Source organism: Inquilinus ginsengisoli (assembly GCF_050434925.1).
GTDB classification, from domain to species: domain Bacteria; phylum Pseudomonadota; class Alphaproteobacteria; order DSM-16000; family Inquilinaceae; genus Inquilinus; species Inquilinus ginsengisoli_B.
The window spans coordinates 3,995,116-4,014,386 of the sequence record NZ_JBNDJK010000001.1 but is presented as its reverse complement, the minus strand read 5'-3'; the positions used below and the strand labels follow the sequence as shown (position 1 = coordinate 4,014,386).

The following is a 19,271-nucleotide window of genomic DNA, read 5'->3' as shown; positions in this document are numbered from 1 at the left end:
AGCTGCCGCCTGAGCCTGGCCGCCGTCCACGCTCCTTCCACCCGAAACAACGGAACCCGGAGAGGGGGTCGCTCCTTGTTTTCGACGCCGCATCGCCGGGCGTCCGGCGCGGCCGTCGACAACCTTCGAGGAACCGCCCTTGTCCAGCTTCCTGCGCACCCTTGCCCTGACCGCCGTCGCCATCGGCGCGATCGCCTGTGTCCCCCAGGACGGCTCCTACGGCAGCGGCATCTTCGACAACGGCTACTACGGCGACGGTGGCTACAGCGACGGCGGCTACACCCGCATCGACAACCGCAATCGCGGCGACCGCAACGACCGCGCCAACAGCTGCCGCCGCGCCTATGACGGCGAGTGCGACGAGGGCCGCTACGGCGGCAGCAACCGCTGCGACGACGGCACCGACACCGCCGATTGCCGCGGCTATGCCAGCCGCGACCGCGACCACGGCCCGAACAGCTGCCGCCGCGCCAATAACGGCGTCTGCGACGAAGGCCGCTACGGCGGCACCAACCGCTGCACCGACGGCACCGACACCAACGACTGCAGCCGGCGCGGCAACCGCCGCGGCAACAATAACAATAACGGCTGGCCCTTCGACTGAGAGCCCATCCGATACTGCTACTGGTGCGGCCGTCTGACGGCGGCTTCTGCGCTTCCGGTGCTCACGGACTTAAACGTCCGCTGCGCGCCGGTTCTCGAAGCCACCGCCAGCCGACTCACACCGCGCAGTCTCGGACGGGCTCTCGCAGCGGACTTCTTTCCGCCACGCTCGGCCGCACATGGCCGCGGCGTCGCCATGATCGCCCCGCAAGGTCGGGTCCTCGATCCTGAAGGGGGACCCGCATGACTCCGATCCGCCTCGCCTTGCCGGCCTTCGCCGCCGCGGCGTTCCTGGCCATGCCGGCCTTCGCCGCCGAGCCGCTGGCGCTGAAGCGCGTGCTGCTGTCGACCGGCGGCGTCGGCTACTTCGAATACGAGGCCAAGGTCACCGGCAACGAGACCCTGGACCTGGCCGTGCCGCTGGACCAGGTCGACGACGTGATGAAGAGCATCGTCGTCTATGACGACAAGGGCGGCATCGGCGAGATCAGCCTGCCCGGACGCGAGCCTCTGGCCGCCGCGTTCCGCGAGATGCCGTTCGGGCCGGAGGCGCTGGCCTCCCCCGCCGACCTGCTGAACGCGCTGCGCGGCGCCGAGGTCCGGGTCGAGGGCGCCCGCGGCGTGTCCGGCCGCATCCTGTCGGTGGTGCCCGAGACGGCGAAGGACAAGGACGACGCCCAGATCACCCGCCACCGCGTCAGCCTGATGACCACGGGCGGGGTGCGCCAGTTCCTGCTGGAAGAGGCGGACGGGCTGCAATTCGCCGACCCGGCGCTGCAGGCCAAGCTGGATGCGGCGCTGGCCGCGCTGGCCCGCGATTCGGCCAAGGACCGGCGCACCCTGGCAATCCGCGCCACCGGCGATGGCGAGCGCACGCTGCGCGTCGGCTATGTCGTCGAGGCACCGCTGTGGAAGACCAGCTACCGCCTGACCCTGGCCGCCGACCCGAAGGCGGAGACGGCGGCACTGCAGGGCTGGGCGGTGCTGGAGAATATGAGCGGCGCCGATTGGGACGGGGTCGACCTGACCGTGGTCTCCGGCAACCCGGTCACCTTCCGCCAGGCGCTGTACCAGAGCTACACCGTGGCGCGGCCGGAGGTGCCGGTCGAGGTGGCGGGCCGCGTGCTGCCGCCGGTCGACGAGCGCGCCCGCGATGCCGATGGGGAAGGCCGTGGCGATGCGGCCGCCTCGGGGGCGGCCCCGCCGGCGCCGATGGCGATGATGGACCGGATGATGGCCGCCCCGGCCGAGGAGGCGATCGTCGCGCAAGCCTATGCGGGTCAGCCGCAGGGGCTGGCCAAGGTCACCGCGGCCGAATCGGGCGAGACTGCGACCCAGGTCACCTTCCGCCTGCCGGAGCCGGTGACCGTCGCCGCCGGCCATTCCCTGCTGGTGCCGATCATCGACCGCGAGATCCCGGCCGGCCGGGTCGACCTGTATCTGCCGCAGACCGAGCCGAAGCATCCGCTGGCCGCGGTCGACCTGAAGAATGACGGCCAGACCGGCCTGCCGCCCGGCGTGCTGACGCTCTACGAGCGCGGCGCCGACGGAGTGTCCTATGTCGGCGACGCCCGGCTGGGCGCGCTGCCGGCCGGCGAGACCCGGCTGGTCAGCTTCGCCGTCGACCAGAAGGTGACGGTCGACCGCGAGGACAAGCGCGACGACACGCTGGCCCGCGCCCGCATCGTCGACGGGGTGCTGGAGCTGACCACCACCCAGCGCGCCAGCGTCACCTACGCCGTCACCGGCGCCGCCGGCGAGGACCGCACGGTGCTGCTGCAGACGCCGCGCTACGAGGGCTGGACCCTCACCGAGCCGGCGCAGGGCCTAGAGAAGAAGGGGGTGGAGATCGTCGCCGGCCAGTACCGCATCCGCCAGGCGGTGGCCGCCGGCAAGACTGAGACCGTGACGGTGACGCAGGAGCAGCCGCTGGCGCAGAGCATCGACCTGGCCGAGGACGCCGACGACCAGATCGCCGCCTGGGCCGAGGACCGCACCCTGCCGGCCAAGGTGCGCCAGGCGATGGCGGAGCTGGCCGGCCAGCTGGCGGTGATCCGCGACCACGAGGCCGAGGCCGGACGGCTGGACCAGCGCCAGGGCGAGATCGCCCGGGAGCAGGCGCGGCTGCGCCAGAACATCGGCGCCGTGCCGAAGGACAGCGACCTGTTCCAGCGCTATCTCGGCAAGCTGAACGACAGCGAGAGCGAGCTGGAGCAGGTCGGCACCGATCTCGCCAAGGCGCGCAAGGCAGTCGACACGGCGCGGGCGGCGTTCCGCCAGTCGGTGCGCAAGCTGAACATCTGACGGCAGCGGCGGGAGTTCTCGACCCGCCCGCATTTCCAAAGCCGTCATGGCGAGGAGGCGAAGCCGACGTGGCCATCCAGAGATCGAGCCGCTCGATGGCCGCGCCCCTTCGGGGCTCGCCATGACGGGAATTGTTTTGTGCGATTGAACACCCCTCCTGACAGGATACTGTCAGGAGGGGTGTCGTATTCTCCCATCATCGATGGCCCGGCAAGGGCCTCACGGATGGAGAGACATGCATGGCCTTCGTCACCGAGATCGTGCTGTTCCGGGCCCGGCCGGGCATCGCGCCCGAGACCGCAGTCGAGACCGTGGTCGACGCGGCGGAGGGCAGCCGCCCGACGATCGGCGGGCTGGATGGCGCGGTCGGTGCCGATGCCGGCCGCTGCATGCAGGTCATCGACGGACCGGGCGTTCAGCTCTATCACTGCGGGAGCCGTTCCCTCTGACCCTGCCGCCTGCCCCTTCGGCGGGCCTCCCGCCGATGCGCCGAGCCGATCGCCTGATCCAGATCCTGCTGTTGATGCGCGGCCGCAGCCTGGTCACGGCGCTGCAGCTGTCGCAGGCGCTCGAGGTCTCCGAGCGCACGGTCTACCGCGACATGGCGGACCTGCTGGCCAGCGGCGCGCCGATCGACGGCGAGGCCGGCGTCGGCTACCGGCTGCGCCGCGGCTTCGAGCCGCCGCCGGTGCAGTTCACCGCCGAGGAGCTGCTGGCGCTGAGCCTGGGCGCCCGCATGGTGGCGGCCTGGACCGACCCGGCCCTGGCCCGTGCCGCCGGCAACGCCGCGCGCAAGATCTCCGGCGTTCTGCCGGAGGCCAGCGCCGCCTCGCTCGACGAGGTCCCGATCCACGCCCCGGCCCATCGCCCCTACCCGCTGGAGCTGATGGAGCCGATCCGCCTGGCGATCGCCGAGCGGCACAAGCTGCGGCTGCACTACAGCGCGCCGGAGGCGACCAGCGAGCGGATCGTGCATCCGCTCGGCCTGTTCTTCTGGGGCAACCGCTGGACCGCCACCGCCTGGTGCGAGCTGCGCCAGGATTTCCGCAGCTTCCGTCTCGACCGGATCGACACGCTGGAGACGCTGGAGGAGCGGTTCGAGCCGGTCAGCGGCCGCACCCTCCAGGACTACCTCGATCGCGAGCGTGAGTGGCGCGAGGCGGAGGAACTGAAGGCGGCGAGCCCCCGTTCCGCTTCCTAGAGGCCGCCGCCCGAACCAGGGCGTCGACGGCCGAACGAACCGGAGACGTCGCGTGCGCTACATCCTGCTCTGGCTGCTTGGGATTCCGATCCCGCTCCTGATCCTGATCTGGCTGTTCTTCCGCTGACCGGCGCCTCAGACGACCGGCCCGAACAGGCCATTGAGCGGCCATCGCGGGCATCGCCACCAGCCTGGACTCGGCGCGGCCGGCTGGCCGAGGTGCTGGGCGGGATAGACCTGATCCTGGTCGAGCATCTCGGAGGCTGACTCCTGTTGGGTACTCTGGCCTGAATCCCGCGTCCTCACATGCCGGCACGACACCAATTGTGATAGAATTTGAAGCGGCGAGGCTGATCCGATAGGCGGGGGATGGACCGGGCGGACGCAATCCTTAAAGCGGCGCAGCGGATCTACGACACCGTGGCGTCGCCGGATGCCTGGCCCGATGCGGTCGCGGCGATCGCCGCCGCCGCTCACGGGCAGCGCGGATCGCTGCTGGTCGAGGACCAGCCGCAGCGGCGGGCGGACCTGATGATCGGCTGGCGCTGGGATCCGGCCCATCTGAAGCGCATGTCGGCTCCCGGCGCCCCGCGGACGGCGCCATGGGCGGCCACGCTGCCGTTGGGCCGGGCGGTGCGCAGCCTGGCGCTGAAGCCCGAGCGCGATTTCATCCGATCGGACTTCTACAACGAGGTGGTCCGGCCGAACGGCGACTTCTATGGGGTCGTGGCGCTGGTGCGGCAGACGCCGACGCACAGCAGCTACGTCGCCGTCCGCCGGGTTCTGGGTGCGCCGGATTTCACCGACCGCGACGTCGAGGCGCTGCAGGCGGTGCTGCCGCATCTCGCCCGCATCCTCGAACTCCGCCAAACGCTGGGCGGCGCCGATCTGCGCCTCGCCGGCGCGATGGCCGTGCTCGACCGGATCGACCTCGGGCTGATCCTCTGCGATGCCGAAAGCCGGCCGGCCTATCTCAATCGGCGGGCCGAGGCGCTGGTCGCCCGCCCCGACGGGCTGTCGGCCGGATCGGCCGGTATCGCCGCGGCGCTGCCCCAGGAGACCCGCCGGCTGCGGCATGCCGTGGCCATGGCCGCCGCCGCCGGGGCCGCGCGGCCGGACATGGATGCCGCCGCGCGCGCCGCCGCCGCCGGGACCCGGATGCGCCTGTCGCGCCCCTCCGGCGCGCGGCCCCTGCTGCTGACCGTGATCCCGCTCCGCCAGTTCGGGGTCGGCGACTGCCGGCCGCAGGCCCAGGTGGCTATCTTCATCATCGATCCGGAGCACAATCCGACGCCCGCCCCCGCCCTGCTGCAGGAGATGTTCGGGCTGACGGCGGCGGAGGCCGGCTTCGCCGTCGAGATCGGCCAGGGCGACGGCATCCAGGCTGCGGCCGGGCGCCTGTCGATCTCGGACAACACCGCCCGCACCCATCTGTCGCGGATCTTCGAGAAGACCGGTACCAACCGGCAGGCCGAGTTGGTCCGCTTGCTGATGCAATGCAGCCAGCCGTCGCTGCCGCCCGGCTGAGCGGGCCACGGTTGATCCATCGCACGAGATAGGGTTACTGTGATCTCATGAAGAACATCACAGTTTCCGTGGACGACACCACCTATAGGCGCGCCCGCATGAAGGCCGCCGAGCGGGACACCTCCGTCTCGGCTCTCGTCAAACAGTTCCTGAATGAGCTGGCGCAGGAGGAGAGCGAAACTGAACGACTGAAGCGTGAGGAGGCCAAGCTGAGGGCCTCGATACGCTCGTTCCGCGCGTCCGACCGCCTGTCACGCGACGACATTCACGGACGCGGCACCTGAAGGTGGGCCCGTTCCTCGACACGAATGTCTTACTGTATTCGATCAGCAACGCGGCGGATGAAACGAAGAAGCGCGACCGGGCGCTGGACCTGCTGGATCGCGACGACTGTGTTCTTTCCGTGCAGGTCCTGCAGGAATTCCACGTGCAGGCGACCAGGGCTTCACGACCCGATCCCCTCCCTCACGACATCGCGGTAGGCTTGATCCGAACCTGGCTGCGCTTCCAGATCCAGGAGAACACCGTCGCGATCCTGAAAGCGGCGCTGGAGATGAAGAAGCTTCACCAGTTGTCCTTCTGGGACAGCGCCATTGTCGCGGCGGCCCGCGCAGCCGGCTGTCGTGAGCTCTATTCGGAAGACCTGTCGCACGGCCGCACCGTCGACGGCGTCACCATCATCAATCCGTTCCGGTGACGTCCCGCGTCTGAAGGCCCCTACTCCGCCGCCAGCTTCGGCGCGGCCGGGGTGCGCAGGGTGGCCAGCAGCTCGGCCTCGCGCGCCTTGGCCTTGTCCAGGGCCTCGTCCTTGATGTGGCCGTAACCGCGGATCTGCTCCGGCACGCGGGCGATGGCGACGCAGACGGCGTGGGTGTCCGGCCCCAGCCGGGCCAGCAGCTCCTCCACCACCGCCTCGTAGTCGGCAATCAGCTGCCGCTCGGTCTTGCGCTCCTCGGTCCGGCCGAACGGGTCGAGGGCGGTGCCGCGCAGCCGCTTCATCCGCGCCAGCAGCTTGAACGCCTTCAACATCCAGGGGCCGAAAGCGCGCTTCTTCAGATGGCCGGTGTCCGGGTCCTTCTCGGAGAAGTTCGGCGGAGCCAGATGGAACTGCAGCTTGTAGTCGCCCTCGAACTGCGCCTCGATCTGCTTCAGGAAGCTGCCGTCGGTGTACAGCCGGGCGACCTCGTACTCGTCCTTGTAGGCCAGCAGCTTGTAGTAGTTGCGCGCCACCGCGTCGGTCAGGTCCTCGCGGCCCAGCTTCGCTTCCGCGGCCCGCACCTTGCCGACCAGCGTGCTGAAGCGAGCGGCATAGGCGGCGTCCTGATAGGCGGTCAACTGCTCGACCCGGCGGGCGATCGCCTCGTCCAGCGTGCGCGATAGCCGGTGCCCCTGCTCCTGCGGCGGCGTGGCCAGCCGCTCGACCCTGGCGAGGTCGTGGGCGGCGCGGCGGCCCCACAGGAAGGCGGCCTTGTTCATGGCGACCGCGGTGCCGTTCAGCTCGATCGCCCGCTCCAGCGCCTCGTGTGACACCGGCACCAGCCCTTTCTGCCAGGCGTAGCCGAGCATGAACAGGTTGGTGGCGATGCTGTCGCCGAGCAGCGCGGTGGCCAGGCGGGTGGCGTCGACCGTGTCCAGCAGCTTCGGGTCGCCGCCGTTCTTGGCCACCGCCTCCAGCATCGACTTGCCGGGGACGACGAAGTCCGGGTTGCGGGTGAAGGCGCCGGTGATGGTCTCGTGGCTGTTCACCACCTGCCGGGTCAGGCCCGGATGGATCTTCGACTGGGCCTCGCCCGAGGCCGCGACCACCAGGTCGCAGCCCAGCATCAGCCTGGCGCCGCCTGCGGCGATGCGCACGGCGTGGATCTCCGTGGGATCGCGGGCGATGCGGACATGGCTGACCACGGCGCCGCCCTTCTGGGCCAGCCCGGCCTGGTCGAGCACCGAGACGCCCTTGCCCTCGAGATGCGAGGCCATGCCCAGCAATGCGCCGATGGTGATGACGCCGGTGCCGCCGATGCCGGTGATCATGATGCCGTAGGGCTGGTCGAGCGACGGCAGATCAGGCTCCGGCAACGCCGGGAACAGGTCGGTCTTGTTCTCCGCAGCGGGCTTCGGCTTGCGCAAGCTTCCGCCCAGCACCGAGACAAAGGACGGGCAGAAGCCGTTGACGCAGGAATAGTCCTTGTTGCAGCTGGACTGGTCGATCGCCCGCTTGCGGCCGAACTCGGTCTCCACCGGCACCACTGACAGGCAGTTCGAGACCTTCGAGCAGTCGCCGCAGCCCTCGCACACCGCCTCGTTGATCACCACCCGGCGGGCCGGGTCCTCCATCAGGCCGCGCTTGCGGCGACGGCGCTTCTCGGCGGCGCAGGTCTGGTCGTAGATCATCACCGAGACGCCGGGCGTGTCGCGCAGCCGCTGCTGGACGTGGTCGAGCTCGTCGCGGTGCTCGACCGGCACGCCCGCGGGCAGCAGCTTGCTCTGCGTCCCCGCCTCGCCATAGATCTCCGGCCGGTCGGTGACCACGACCAGGGTCTGGACGCCCTCGGCCTTCAGCTGGGCCGCGATCATCGGCACGGTCAGGGTGCCGTCCACCGGCTGGCCGCCGGTCATCGCCACGGCGTCGTTGAACAGGATCTTGTAGGTGGCGTTGACGCCCGCGGCCAGCGCCGCGCGGATGGCCAGGCTGCCGGAGTGGAAATAGGTGCCGTCGCCGAGATTGACGAAGACGTGCTTGGTGTCGGTGAACGGCGCCTGGCCGATCCACGCCGCGCCCTCGCCGCCCATCTGGCTGAAGGTCTCGGCTTTGCGGTCGGGCATCCAGGTCGCCATGTAGTGGCAGCCGATGCCGGCCAAGGCGCGGCTGCCCTCGGGCACCCGGGTCGAGGTGTTGTGCGGGCAGCCGGAGCAGAAAAACGGCACCCGGTCGACCGCGGCCTTGACGATCTTCTTCTGGCCCTCGCGCTCCTCCAGGTAGCGGACGCGCTCGGCCAGGCCGGGATGGTCGAGGTATTTCAGCAGGCGCTTGCCGATGGCGACCGCGATCTGCGCCGGCGTCAGCTCGCCGGTCGAGGGCAGGATCCACTCCCGCTTCTCGTCGAACTTGCCGACGATCACCGGCCGCTTGTCGGCCTGCCAGTTGTACAGCTGCTCCTTCAGCTGGTTCTCGATCAGGGCGCGCTTCTCCTCGACCACGATCAGCTCGTCGAGGCCTTCGGCGAAAGCGCGCACCCCAGTCGGCTCCAGCGGCCAGGGCATGCCGACCTTGTAGATGCAGATGCCCAGCTGCGCCGCCAGCGCCCGGTCGATGCCGAGGTCGTCGAGCGCCTGGCGGACGTCGAGATAGGATTTGCCGGTGGTGACGATGCCGAAGCGGTGCCGGCCGCTGTCATAGACCAGGTGGTCGAGCCTGTTGGCGCGGGCGAAGGCGAGCGCGGCGTACAGCTTGTCGCGCATCAGCCGCTCTTCCTGCACCAGCGGCGGGTCGGGCCAGCGGATGTTCAGCCCGCCGGGCGGCATCGCGAAATCCTCGGGCAGCACGATCTGGACCCGGTTCGGGTCGACATGCACCGAGGCCGAGCTGTCGACGTTCTCGGCGATGGTCTTGAAGCCGACCCACAGGCCGGAATAGCGGCTCATCGCCCAGCCATAGAGGCCGTAATCCAGGATCTCCTGGACGTTGGTCGGGTTCAGCACCGGCATCATATGGGCGATGAAGGCGTGCTCGGACTGGTGCGGCACGGTCGAGGATTTGCAGGCATGGTCGTCGCCGGCCAGGGCCAGGACGCCGCCGAACTGCGAGGTGCCGGCGAAGTTGGCGTGCTTCAGCACGTCGCCGGTGCGGTCGACGCCCGGGCCCTTGCCGTACCAGATGCCGAACACGCCGTCATGCTTGGCACCGGGCCACAGCCCGACCTGCTGGCTGCCCCAGACCGCGGTGGCGCCGAGATCCTCGTTCAGCCCGGGCTGGAACTCGATATTCTGCTTCTGCAGGAATTTGCGCGCCGCCCACAGCGCCTGGTCGTAGCCGCCGAGCGGCGAGCCGCGATAGCCGGAGATGAAGCAGGCGGTGTTCAGCCCGGCGGCTTCGTCGCGCCGGCGCTGCATCAAGGGCAGGCGGACCAGCGCCTGGATGCCGGTGAGATAGATGCGGCCGGAGTCGAGGGTGTATTTGTCCTCGAGGCTCACGGAAGCAAGCGCCGTTGCCGTCATCGATGCCTCCCGAAAGGCCGCCGATCTGTCGCCGCGGCCACTCCTCAATAGGTAATCTTCTTTCGCTCCGGGGACAATCGCACCAGGGCTACGATGGTAAGAAAGCAACGGGAAACCGACAGTATTGCTGTCCTTGATCCAAGATGTCCGGCTTTGCCGAAAACGCGACGGAAACGAACCCGCCTCATGCCCGATGGCCGCGCACGGGTTCCTTACTCTGTCATGCCGGGCTTGACCCGGGCATCCAGGGAATGCCGATGCCGCTCTGGGTGGCCCCTGGATCGCCGGGTCAAGCCCGGCGATGACAGTTTAGGGGAAGTCTCTTCCTTACCCCGGAGCCCTCAATCGGGACACATGCGACACCGCCGGGGGTGACGGATCGGCCTTGTGTCCCTAGATAGGTCGGGCGGCCGGGCCCGGCCGCGCGACCTCCGGTGGATCCATGGCCGACGAAGAGAACAGTTTCGGCGGACGCCTTCGCCGCTACGCCCGCGTCTCCGGCGCCATGGGCGGCTTGGCCGCCCGGGTGGCGGGCGAGCGCTATCTCGGCCTCAAGGTCGATCGCGAGGCGCATGCCAACGAGCTGCGGGCGGCGCTGGGCGGGCTGAAGGGCCCGCTGATGAAGGTGGCGCAGATGCTGTCCACCATTCCGGAGGCGGTGCCGAAGGAATATGCGCAGGAGCTGCAGCATCTGCAGGCCGACGCGCCGTCGATGGGCTGGCCCTTCGTCAAGCGCCGGATGGCGAGCGAGCTGGGCCCGGCTTGGCAGTCGAAATTCCAGAGCTTCGAGCACGAGGCGGCGGCCGCGGCCTCGCTGGGCCAGGTGCACAAGGCGGTCGGGCTCGACGGACGGCGCCTGGCCTGCAAGCTGCAATATCCGGACATGCAGTCGGCGGTCGAGGCCGACCTGAAGCAGCTGAAGCTGATCCTCGGCATCTTCGAGCGCTACGACAAGACCGTCTCGACCAAGCAGATCCACGCCGAGATCTCGGAGCGGCTGCGCGAGGAGCTGGACTATGCGCTCGAGGCCCGGCACTCGCAGCTTTATTCCGAGATGCTGGCGAAGGAGCCGAACGTGCATGTGCCGGAGGTGGTGCCGGAGCTGTCGACCAGGCGGCTGCTGACCACCACCTGGCAGGACGGCAAGAAGATCCTGACCTTCGTCGAGGGCAGCGAGGAGCAGCGGGCCCAGCTGGCCCTGAACATGTTCCGCGCCTGGTACGTGCCGCTGTACTATTACGGCGTGATCCACGGCGACCCGCATCTCGGCAACTATTCGGTGCGGCCGGACGATTCGATCAACCTGATGGATTTCGGCTGCGTCCGGGTGTTCCCGCCCAGCTTCGTCGGCGGGGTGATCGAGCTGTATCGGGCGCTGGAGACCAATGACCGTGACCGCGCGGTCGAGGCCTACAAGACCTGGGGCTTCAAGAACATGACCAATGAGCTGGCCGACGTGCTGAACGTCTGGGCCGGCTTCCTGTACGGCCCGATCCTGGAGAACAAGGTGCGGCTGATCGGCGAGGCAAAGAACGGCGTCTATGGCCGCGAGACCGCCGAGCAGGTGCACAAGGAGCTGCGCCGGGTCGGCGGGATCGAGGTGCCGCGCGAATTCGTGTTCATGGACCGGGCGGCGCTCGGCCTCGGCTCGGTGTTCATCCACCTCAAGGCCCGGGTGAACTGGCACACCCTGTTCAACGAGCTGATCGCCGATTTCGACCAGGCCACCCTGGCCAAACGGCAGGCCACGATCCTGAAAAAGCACGGCCTGACGGCGCCGGTGGCGGGCGCCTGACGGCCATGGCTCCGGACGAGCTGGCGGCTCTGCGGCAGGACTGGACCGAGGGCGGTCGCCTCGTGCTCCAGGACGATGCGAACGGCGATGACCACGGCATCGTCCATCACTGGGTCGTGCGGCTGATCGACGGCGACATCGCGGATGACGAGCGGGACAGCATCCTGTCGCTGGTCTATCACAGCGTGAACTTCGACATTCCTTTCGCCGCCACCAAGGGCGTGCGGAACGAGTTGCTGCATGTGGTCCGGATGAAGATCAAGGACCTCGCCTGGCGGCGATTTCCCCGGCAGCCCGGGGCGGAAGGCTGAGCGGGGCTTTGCCTCTCCGCTTGCGAGATCTTTATCAGAATTTCCAACATCGTCGTTGCGAGCGCAGCGAAGCAATCCAGGGCCGCTCGCACCAGCCCTTGGATTGCTTCGTCGGCTTCGCCTCCTCTTGAAGAAGTTAAAACTTTCTTTCCCTTCCGGGGCCGCCCCAGCGGCGTGAGATGCTCGCAATGACGGCGAGAAATGGGCGCCCTCTCAGGCCGTCCGCACCTTCAATTCGCCGATGGGCCTGCCTTGGGGACCTGCTGGCCTTGCGGCGGCGTCGGCCCGCCCGGGTAGAATTTCGAGGCGGGATTGGCCTGCATGAAGTCGTAAACCACCATGCCGAGCGGGCGCTTCTGCCGCTCGGATGGCAATTGCTGCCACGGCACGATTTCGCGCAGCGCCGCCAGCGCCGCGGTCGGCACCGTTCCGAAGTTGCGCCCGGGAGTCTGGACCTTGCGCACCTCAATCCAGAAGCTTCCCATCAGCAGGTCCTGCGCCAGGAGCTGGAAGGAAAGGTCGACAGCGTCGCGGGCACGCTGGGTCTTGAGGCGGGTTTCTGCCTGCAGGTCTTCGACCGTGGCGACGATGGCCTGTCCGGCCGGCGCGACCGGCACGCCCATGCTCGACAATTCCAGCCAGAGATCGGTCGGCAGGTAGCCGTCCCGGCCAGGCGCCTGCCTGAGCATGTCGGCACCCAGGATATCGGCCGGCTTTACCACCGTGAAGAAGGGGTTGCCGAAGCGCTCGATGCGCTGGGCGATCGCCACGTCCATATTGGTCAGGGCGATGGTGAAGGCTTCCACCTGATTGGCGAGCGGATAGGGATCCCAATTGGCGTTGGAGAAGATGTAGCCCGACTTGCCATGGCTGAGCGGGCCGCCCTTGACGTAATATTTCATGAATTGCGGCGTGCTCAGCTCCCATGAGCTTTCCGGCGTCAGGCCGGGCAGAATGGCCGGGTTGTGATCGGACGCGTTGATCGACAGCAGCGTGGTATCGCGCAGATCGGCCCAGGCCTGCCAGGCCGAGCCCTGGCGCTGGCTGGAGGCGCGCATGCTTTCGGGATCCTGGATGATGCGGGCCGGGTCTTCCTCGAAGAGATAGCTGCCCCGGATCATGTCCATGACCCGCGCAGCGTCCCATGTCAGCCATGGATGGGGACGCATCGCCTGCACCGGCGACGAGATCGGCGTGACGCTGGAATTCATGCCGAGGAGGTCGATGGCGTAGACGAGGTCCGTCCACTCCAGCAGGCGGCGCGCATCGGCCAGCAGCAGCACGGCCTGGGCCTGGGCATAGGCGTTGGTGCTGAACAGGGCGGCTTCATCGGCGGCGAAGGGCTCCAGCGGCTTCAGGCCGGCCTTGGCAAGAGCGTCGGCAGCCGGCATGCGCACGCCGCGGTAATAGGCATCGCCTTCGCCGACCATGGTCCCCGCGATGTTGCCCATGGTGGGCAGGTCGCCCTCACCGAGCGTCCCGCGCGACTGCACCACCGGGGTGACGCGCGCGTTGAGCATGTCGACGAGAATCCGGGTCAGCTGTGGGCTGGCCGCCTCATAGGACATGGTGTTGGCGCGGATGGCCATGATGGCGCGGATCAGCGCCTCCTCGTGCAGTTCCGGGCCGAAACCGGCGGCGACCCCTCTCCTGAAGCGCGCCAACTGCTGCTCTTTCAGGAGCTTGGTGTTTTCGGGCGTGGTCGGGTCGCCCGAAAAGATCACCGTTTCGCGCTGGTCGCCGGCCCCGCGGTTGAACCAGTAGATCGTCACGTTCTCGGCCGCGCCCTGCAGCAGGAGCCCGTAGGCAGCGGCCGAGCGTTGCAGGGCTTCGTCGCTCAGCCTCACCTTCGCACCGTCGCGGGCGATGGTGATCACCTGCTCGATCGTGAGGTCATGGCCTGTCAGGGTGACGGTCTTGTCCGCAGCGGTTTCGACGATGGCCTGATAGGTCGCCGGCGCTTCAAAAGCCCGGAGGGATTGGGGCGCCATCAGGAAGGCGAGCATCGTCAACGCGTTCAACAGAAATTTCGTGCAGGCGGAGGTAATCCGATCCGGCATGAACATCTCCCGCTGTCGATGGAAATTTATGGCAATAATTTTACTATACAGAAAAAATGTTTCCTGAAAAGCATCTAGGAAATAACTCTTGCCGACAACTGCGAAGCTGAAGGACGCAGCCCGACGAAGCCGCACGGCAGCCATGCCGGGCACCGAAACGGTGGATTGGAGGTTTCTTCAGGTGAACAATGGGTCCGAGATCATTGAGCCCCCGGAGGTTCCATGTCCATCCAGCACCTGCTCGTCCCCCTGAACGGCCATGCCGGCGACGCCGCGGCGCTCGACGCCGCGCTGCGCGTCGCCAAGCGCTTCGACGCCTCGGTCGAGGTGCTGTCGCTGCGCCCCGACCCGCAGCGGGTCCTGGCCTATACCGGGGCCGAGATGGCGGTCGCCACCAGCATGCTGCTGGAAGGGGCGGAGAAGGCCTCGAACGAGGTCGCCGCCCGCAACCGCGCCGTGTTCGAGGCCGCCTCGGCCGGCACCGGCCCGGAGGTCGAGTTCCGCGAGGAGACCGGCAGCGAGACCGCCGCCATCGGCCACCGCGGCACCGTCGCCGACCTGATCGTGACGCCCGGCCCGGGCCAGGACCCGAACGCCAGCCGCGCGGTGCTGGAGGCGGCGCTGTTCGAGACCGGCCGGGCGGTGCTGATCGTCCCCGGCCCGGTGGCCGAGGATTTCGCCGAGCGCATCCTGGTGGCCTGGGACGGCGGCAAGGAGGCGTCGCGCAGCGTCGCCGCCGCACTGCCTTTCCTGGAGGCGGCGACCGCGGTCAGCGTCTATACCCGCGACGAGGGCGAGGACCGCTGCACCGCGGCCGAGCTGGTGCGCTATCTCAGCCGCCACGGCGCGCCGGCGAACCGGATCGCCGAGGACGACCCGAAGCAGGGGGTCGACGCCGCCATCCTGACCGCGGCCCAGCGCGCCAATGCCGGGCTGATCGTCATGGGCGGCTACAGCCACAGCCGGTTCCGCGAGATGATCCTGGGCGGCGTCACCGAGCACATGCTGTTCCACTCCGACCGCCCGGTGCTGATGGCGCATTGACCGGCCCGCCGCGGGGCTTCCCGCGTCGGGCCCCTTCCGCTAGTCTCGGGCTGCCGTCAGCGATGACGGCAACAACGGACGAGGATTTCCGGTGACCATCGCCGGCACCCAGCACGACACCTGCTCCACCGCCTGCGGCGGCGGACGGGTCGTGCCTGCCCTCGTTCCCACCATCGGGCGACCGTTCCCGGCGCGCTGACCGCGTCCGGACCGTCCAGCCAGGCTTACCAGCTCACGCAACGCTCCCGGGCCCGGTCCGCGCCGCGGTCCCGTGCGTCGTTGCGTCCGGACCGTCCGTTCCTGCCTGCACGCCAGGCATCTCCCCACGCCAGGAACACCTCCGATGACACAGAGCAAGACCACCGCCGTCACCCCCACGCGCGCCGAGGACTATGCCGGCTGGTACCAGGCCGTCGTGCGCGCCGCCGATCTGGCCGAGCCTGCCCCCGTGCGCGGCTGCATGACGATCAAGCCCTGGGGCTACGGCATCTGGGAACGCATCCAGGCGATCCTGGACCGCCGCTTCAAGGAGACCGGCCACCGCAACTGCTACTTCCCCCTGTTCATCCCCCTGCAGTACATGCAGAGGGAGGCCGAGCATGTCGAAGGCTTCGCCGCCGAGGTGGCGCTGGTCACCCATCACCGCCTGGCCAATGTCGACGGCCGGCTGCAGGTCGACGCGCCCCTCGACGAGCCCCTGGTCGTCCGCCCCACCTCGGAGACGATCGTGGGCGAGGCGTTCTCGCGCTGGATCCAGTCGCATCGCGACCTGCCCGTGCTGATCAACCAATGGGCCAATGTGGTGCGCTGGGAGAAGCGGCCCCGCATCTTCCTGCGGACTTCCGAATTCCTCTGGCAGGAGGGCCACACCGCCCACGCCACCAAGGCCGAGGCGATCGAGGAGACCGAGCGCATGCTGGGCATCTACCGCGAGGTGGCGGAGGACGCCTTGGCGCTGCCCGTCATCGCCGGCCGCAAGACCCGGCGTGAGAAGTTCCCCGGCGCCGTCACCACCCTGTGCATCGAGGCGATGATGCAGGACGGCCGTGCCCTGCAATCCGGCACCTCCCACTTCCTGGGCCAGAACTTCGCCCGCGCCGCCGACATCCGCTTCACCGACGCGGACGGCACCGTGAAGCTGCCCTACACCACCTCCTGGGGGGCCTCGACCCGGCTGATCGGCGCGCTGATCATGACCCACAGCGACGATGACGGGCTGCGCCTGCCGCCTGCGGTGGCGCCCGACCAGGTAGCGATCCTGCCCGTGCTACGCGGCACGCCCGAGGATGCCGCCGTGCTGGCCCGCTGCGACGAGATCGCCGGGCGGCTGCGACGGGAATCCTGGAGCAGAGAGCCCGTGCGAGTAACGATCGACCGGCGTCCCGGCAGCGGCTCCGCCAAGCGCTGGGACTGGGTGCGCAAGGGCGTGCCGGTGATCGTCGAGCTCGGCGCCCGCGACCTCGCCGCCGGCCGGATCACCATCTGGCGCCGCGACCGGCTGCAGGACGGCAAGGCCGAGAGCGGGCTGGACGCATTCGTCGCCGCCCTGCCCGGCCGACTCTCCGAGATCCAGGACGCCCTCCTCGCCGAGGCCTGCACGTATCGCGACGCCCGCCTGCGTGACGCGGCGACCCTGGACGAGGCCCGCACGCTGCTCGGCGACGGCGGCGCCGACGGCTACCGCACCGGCGCCGGCTTCGTCCGCGTGCCCTGGAGCGGCTCGGAGGACGAGGAGGCCGCGCTGGCCGAGACCGGCGTGACCATCCGCTGCCTCGTACCGGCCGAGGGCCCCGCCCCTTGCGCCGCGACCGGGACGGAGACGGCCGACCGCGCGATCCTGGCGCGGGCTTATTGAGCGGCGGCTCCGTGGGTTGGGTTCGCGGCCCGCGAACCCAACCCACGCAGAAATCACCCGCCGCTGGACATGCTCAACCGGCCGCCGCCCGATGCTCTTCGCGGGCGGCCTGCCAGACCTCCCTCGCCGCATCGGCATTCATGGCCGCGATGCCGAGGCCGACGATCAGGTCGGGCCAGGCCGACAACGTAGAGGCCGTGAGCAGGCCGGCGGCGATGATCGCGACATTGGCGAAGGCGTCGTTGCGCGCCGAGAGGAACGCCGCCTTCGTCAGGCTGCCGCTGTAGCGCCGGAAGCGGGCCAGCATCAGGGCGCAGCAGAGATTGACCACGAGCGCGCCCAGGCCGGTCAACGACAGCGCCAGCGGCTCCGGCGGCATCGGGGCCGCGAATTTATCCCAGGCGGTCCACAGCGTCGCCAGGCCGGGAACGAGGATGATCCCGGCCAGCGCCATCCCAACCCTGGCGCGGCGGCGCGCCGTCCATCCCAGCGCCGCAAGGATCAGGAGATTGATCGACGCGTCTTCGAGGAAATCGACGCTGTCGGCGAAGAGCGATACGGAGCCGATGGCGAGCGCAACCGCAAACTCGACTCCGAAATAGGCGAGATTGAGGAGGGCGACCGTGCGAACGGCCCGCCGCAGGCCCTGGTCGGGCGCCGACATGTCCATAGGCCAAGCTCCTCAGCGACGGCGGGGGCCTGTCAATGGCGCCAGCCCCTCGGCCAGCATCTCCACCAAGCCATGGGCATAGGCGCCATCCGGGTCCAGGTCCGGGTCGTAGATGGTGATGGTCAGGCCGGTGCAGCGCGGCGAGGCCACGAAGCCGCGCAGCAGCGCCGCCAGCCCGTCAAAATCCAGCCCCGGGCTGCCCGGCGAATCCACCGCCGGCATCACCGCCTGGTCGAGGATGTCGACGTCGAGATGGACCCAGAACGGGATCTCCGGCGTCCGGTCCAGCACCGCGAAGCTGCGGTTCAGCGCCACCGCCACACCCCTCTCCAGCAGCTCGAACATGTCGATCCGGGTGATCGCGGTGTCGGCGATGTCCTCCCAGCCCCAGTCGGGATCCCGCCCTTCGCGCTCGCCGATCTGGATCGCCCGCTCGGCCGGCACCAGCGGGTCCGGCGCGCCGTCCCAGCGCAGCATCAGCGGGTCGCCCAGGCCGATCGCCAGCGCCAGGTCCATGCCGGCCGCCGAATGCAGCGGGAAGTCCTCGTAGTTGCCGGGGTGTCGGAAATCGCTGTGGCCGTCGAGATGGACCAGCGCCATCTCGCTGTGCCGCCGCGCCCCGGCCAGCGCGCCGATCAGGATCGAGCAGTCGCCGCCGACCACCACCGGGAACAGCCGATCCCGCAACGCGGCGTCGACCGCGTCGGCGACCGCTTCATTGAAGTGCCGGATCGCCGGGCCGTTGCGCAGCACGGTGCCGGGCTGCGGTTCGGTGCTGTAGCGCGGCCGCGCCAGATCCACCGTCCGCGCCGGCGCCAGCCGCGACTCCAGCCCGGCCTCGGTCAGCACCTGCGGCGCCCGCCAAGTCCCCGGCTCCCGCCCCGGCCGCAGCGGCCGCAGCCCCAGATTGGACGGCGCCCGGATCAGCGCCGTGCCGGCGATGCCTTCGATCGGGTATCCCATGGTTCCCCTCCCCATCCGGATCGGAGTATGGCCGGAGACGCGGCGCCCTTCGAGCCGATCATCGTCGCTTGACACACTACCTACTAGAAGGTAGATAAGTTTTATGGGAAATCCTTCTTCTACGGCTGAAGATATCCTGGCCTGCGCGCGGTCCCTGATCGTCGCGGGCGGCTACAACGGATTCAGCTATGCCGACATCGCCCAGGTGGTCGGCATTCGCAAGCCGAGCATCCACCATCACTTTCCGAGCAAGGCCGATCTGGTCCGCTCGCTCGTCTCCCGCTACCGCGAAGAAGCCGAGGCGGGGCTGGCACAACTCGAAGCCCATGTCTCCGATCCGGCAGAGCAGCTCCGGGCCTATCTGGGATTCTGGGAGAAGTGCATCGCGGATGCCAGCCTGTCATTCTGTGTCTGCGCCCTTCTCGCGAGCGAGCTTCCCATGCTGCCGGAGGCCGTAGCGTCTGAGGTCAAGGCGCATTTCCGGTTCCTGTCGGCGTGGCTGACATCGGTGCTTGAACGCGGGGTGCGGCAGGGTCGCCTTCACCTCGCGGGCGCGCCCTCCGTGGAAGCGGAGGCTTTCATGGCGACCGTCCATGGAGCGATGCTGTCGGCCCGGGCCTATGGCAACCCGAAGATGTTTGCCATCGTCACGGCTCCCCTGCTCGACCGGCTGTCCGCCCGGCGCTGATCCTCCCGGGCGGCGCCATCGGCATCCAACGGCGCGCC

At 69.0% G+C, this 19,271-nt stretch carries 16 protein-coding genes; 12 read left to right on the top strand and 4 right to left on the bottom strand.

All coding sequences use genetic code 11. From position 1 onward, the window contains the following. Positions 1 to 139 precede the first annotated feature (139 nt). The 7 genes from QFZ27_RS19110 to QFZ27_RS19080 all read left to right on the top strand — a co-directional run bounded on the left by QFZ27_RS19110 (position 140) and on the right by QFZ27_RS19080 (position 6,332). Positions 140 to 604 carry a hypothetical protein gene (locus QFZ27_RS19110; RefSeq protein WP_429227965.1) on the top strand — a complete coding sequence of 155 codons (465 nt, stop codon included), beginning with the start codon at positions 140 to 142 and terminating at the stop codon, positions 602 to 604. A 242-nt stretch (positions 605 to 846) separates the two neighbouring features. Further along, positions 847 to 2,907 (top strand): DUF4139 domain-containing protein, encoded by a 2,061-nt coding sequence (locus QFZ27_RS19105; protein ID WP_429227964.1) that lies wholly within the window; start codon positions 847 to 849, stop codon positions 2,905 to 2,907. 239 nt (positions 2,908 to 3,146) lie between these two features. After that, positions 3,147 to 3,356 (top strand): hypothetical protein, encoded by a 210-nt coding sequence (locus QFZ27_RS19100; RefSeq protein ID WP_429227963.1) that lies wholly within the window; start codon positions 3,147 to 3,149, stop codon positions 3,354 to 3,356. A 35-nt stretch (positions 3,357 to 3,391) separates the two neighbouring features. Further along, positions 3,392 to 4,108: a helix-turn-helix transcriptional regulator gene (locus QFZ27_RS19095; RefSeq protein WP_429227962.1), complete on the top strand. Its 717-nt coding sequence runs from the start codon at positions 3,392 to 3,394 to the stop codon at positions 4,106 to 4,108. Positions 4,109 to 4,477: 369 nt separating this feature from the next. Next, positions 4,478 to 5,635 carry a helix-turn-helix transcriptional regulator gene (locus QFZ27_RS19090; protein ID WP_429227961.1) on the top strand — a complete coding sequence of 386 codons (1,158 nt, stop codon included), beginning with the start codon at positions 4,478 to 4,480 and terminating at the stop codon, positions 5,633 to 5,635. Positions 5,636 to 5,682: 47 nt separating this feature from the next. Next, on the top strand, positions 5,683 to 5,919 hold the full coding sequence (locus tag QFZ27_RS19085; RefSeq protein WP_429227959.1) for a hypothetical protein: 237 nt from the start codon (positions 5,683 to 5,685) through the stop codon (positions 5,917 to 5,919). A 2-nt stretch (positions 5,920 to 5,921) separates the two neighbouring features. After that, a complete protein-coding gene (locus QFZ27_RS19080; protein ID WP_429227957.1) occupies positions 5,922 to 6,332 on the top strand; it encodes a PIN domain-containing protein in 411 nt (136 codons plus the stop codon). 20 nt (positions 6,333 to 6,352) lie between these two features. On the opposite strand, the gene QFZ27_RS19075 is transcribed toward QFZ27_RS19080, so the two are convergent. Beyond that, positions 6,353 to 9,847, bottom strand: coding sequence for an indolepyruvate ferredoxin oxidoreductase family protein (locus QFZ27_RS19075; RefSeq protein ID WP_429227956.1), 3,495 nt, complete (start codon positions 9,845 to 9,847; stop codon positions 6,353 to 6,355). A gap of 442 nt (positions 9,848 to 10,289) precedes the next feature. On the opposite strand from QFZ27_RS19075, the gene QFZ27_RS19070 reads away from it, so the two are divergent. Continuing rightward, the gene (locus QFZ27_RS19070) at positions 10,290 to 11,642 is read left to right on the top strand and encodes an ABC1 kinase family protein (protein WP_429227955.1); all 1,353 of its coding nucleotides are present in this window, start codon (positions 10,290 to 10,292) and stop codon (positions 11,640 to 11,642) included. Positions 11,643 to 11,647: 5 nt separating this feature from the next. Further along, on the top strand, positions 11,648 to 11,953 hold the full coding sequence (locus QFZ27_RS19065; protein ID WP_429227954.1) for a hypothetical protein: 306 nt from the start codon (positions 11,648 to 11,650) through the stop codon (positions 11,951 to 11,953). A gap of 230 nt (positions 11,954 to 12,183) precedes the next feature. Here QFZ27_RS19065 and QFZ27_RS19060 read toward each other — a convergent pair whose 3' ends face one another. After that, positions 12,184 to 14,013, bottom strand: coding sequence for an aromatic amino acid ammonia-lyase (locus QFZ27_RS19060; RefSeq protein WP_429227953.1), 1,830 nt, complete (start codon positions 14,011 to 14,013; stop codon positions 12,184 to 12,186). Positions 14,014 to 14,235: 222 nt separating this feature from the next. Between QFZ27_RS19060 and QFZ27_RS19055 the strand changes: the two genes are divergently transcribed. Next, positions 14,236 to 15,057: a universal stress protein gene (locus tag QFZ27_RS19055; protein ID WP_429227952.1), complete on the top strand. Its 822-nt coding sequence runs from the start codon at positions 14,236 to 14,238 to the stop codon at positions 15,055 to 15,057. A 343-nt stretch (positions 15,058 to 15,400) separates the two neighbouring features. Beyond that, positions 15,401 to 16,912: an aminoacyl--tRNA ligase-related protein gene (locus QFZ27_RS19050; RefSeq protein ID WP_429227951.1), complete on the top strand. Its 1,512-nt coding sequence runs from the start codon at positions 15,401 to 15,403 to the stop codon at positions 16,910 to 16,912. A gap of 73 nt (positions 16,913 to 16,985) precedes the next feature. Here the strand turns inward: QFZ27_RS19050 and QFZ27_RS19045 are convergent, their stop codons facing one another. Both QFZ27_RS19045 and QFZ27_RS19040 read right to left on the bottom strand, forming a co-directional pair. Further along, a complete protein-coding gene (locus QFZ27_RS19045) occupies positions 16,986 to 17,582 on the bottom strand; it encodes a cation efflux transmembrane domain-containing protein (RefSeq protein WP_429227950.1) in 597 nt (198 codons plus the stop codon). A 12-nt stretch (positions 17,583 to 17,594) separates the two neighbouring features. Next, positions 17,595 to 18,545 carry an arginase family protein gene (locus QFZ27_RS19040; RefSeq protein WP_429227949.1) on the bottom strand — a complete coding sequence of 317 codons (951 nt, stop codon included), beginning with the start codon at positions 18,543 to 18,545 and terminating at the stop codon, positions 17,595 to 17,597. A gap of 103 nt (positions 18,546 to 18,648) precedes the next feature. Between QFZ27_RS19040 and QFZ27_RS19035 the strand changes: the two genes are divergently transcribed. Continuing rightward, a complete protein-coding gene (locus tag QFZ27_RS19035) occupies positions 18,649 to 19,233 on the top strand; it encodes a TetR/AcrR family transcriptional regulator (protein WP_429227948.1) in 585 nt (194 codons plus the stop codon). The last annotated feature ends 38 nt before the right edge of the window (positions 19,234 to 19,271 follow it).

Coding starts and splice junctions, on each gene's coding strand:
- QFZ27_RS19105 (WP_429227964.1), top strand. CDS start 847: ATGACTCCGATCCGCCTCGCCTTGCCGGCCTTCGCCGCCGCGGCGTTC.
- QFZ27_RS19100 (WP_429227963.1), top strand. CDS start 3,147: ATGGCCTTCGTCACCGAGATCGTGCTGTTCCGGGCCCGGCCGGGCATC.
- QFZ27_RS19095 (WP_429227962.1), top strand. CDS start 3,392: ATGCGCCGAGCCGATCGCCTGATCCAGATCCTGCTGTTGATGCGCGGC.
- QFZ27_RS19090 (WP_429227961.1), top strand. CDS start 4,478: ATGGACCGGGCGGACGCAATCCTTAAAGCGGCGCAGCGGATCTACGAC.
- QFZ27_RS19085 (WP_429227959.1), top strand. CDS start 5,683: ATGAAGAACATCACAGTTTCCGTGGACGACACCACCTATAGGCGCGCC.
- QFZ27_RS19075 (WP_429227956.1), bottom strand. CDS start 9,847: ATGACGGCAACGGCGCTTGCTTCCGTGAGCCTCGAGGACAAATACACC.
- QFZ27_RS19070 (WP_429227955.1), top strand. CDS start 10,290: ATGGCCGACGAAGAGAACAGTTTCGGCGGACGCCTTCGCCGCTACGCC.
- QFZ27_RS19065 (WP_429227954.1), top strand. CDS start 11,648: ATGGCTCCGGACGAGCTGGCGGCTCTGCGGCAGGACTGGACCGAGGGC.
- QFZ27_RS19060 (WP_429227953.1), bottom strand. CDS start 14,013: ATGCCGGATCGGATTACCTCCGCCTGCACGAAATTTCTGTTGAACGCG.
- QFZ27_RS19055 (WP_429227952.1), top strand. CDS start 14,236: ATGTCCATCCAGCACCTGCTCGTCCCCCTGAACGGCCATGCCGGCGAC.
- QFZ27_RS19050 (WP_429227951.1), top strand. CDS start 15,401: ATGACACAGAGCAAGACCACCGCCGTCACCCCCACGCGCGCCGAGGAC.
- QFZ27_RS19045 (WP_429227950.1), bottom strand. CDS start 17,582: ATGGACATGTCGGCGCCCGACCAGGGCCTGCGGCGGGCCGTTCGCACG.
- QFZ27_RS19040 (WP_429227949.1), bottom strand. CDS start 18,545: ATGGGATACCCGATCGAAGGCATCGCCGGCACGGCGCTGATCCGGGCG.
- QFZ27_RS19035 (WP_429227948.1), top strand. CDS start 18,649: ATGGGAAATCCTTCTTCTACGGCTGAAGATATCCTGGCCTGCGCGCGG.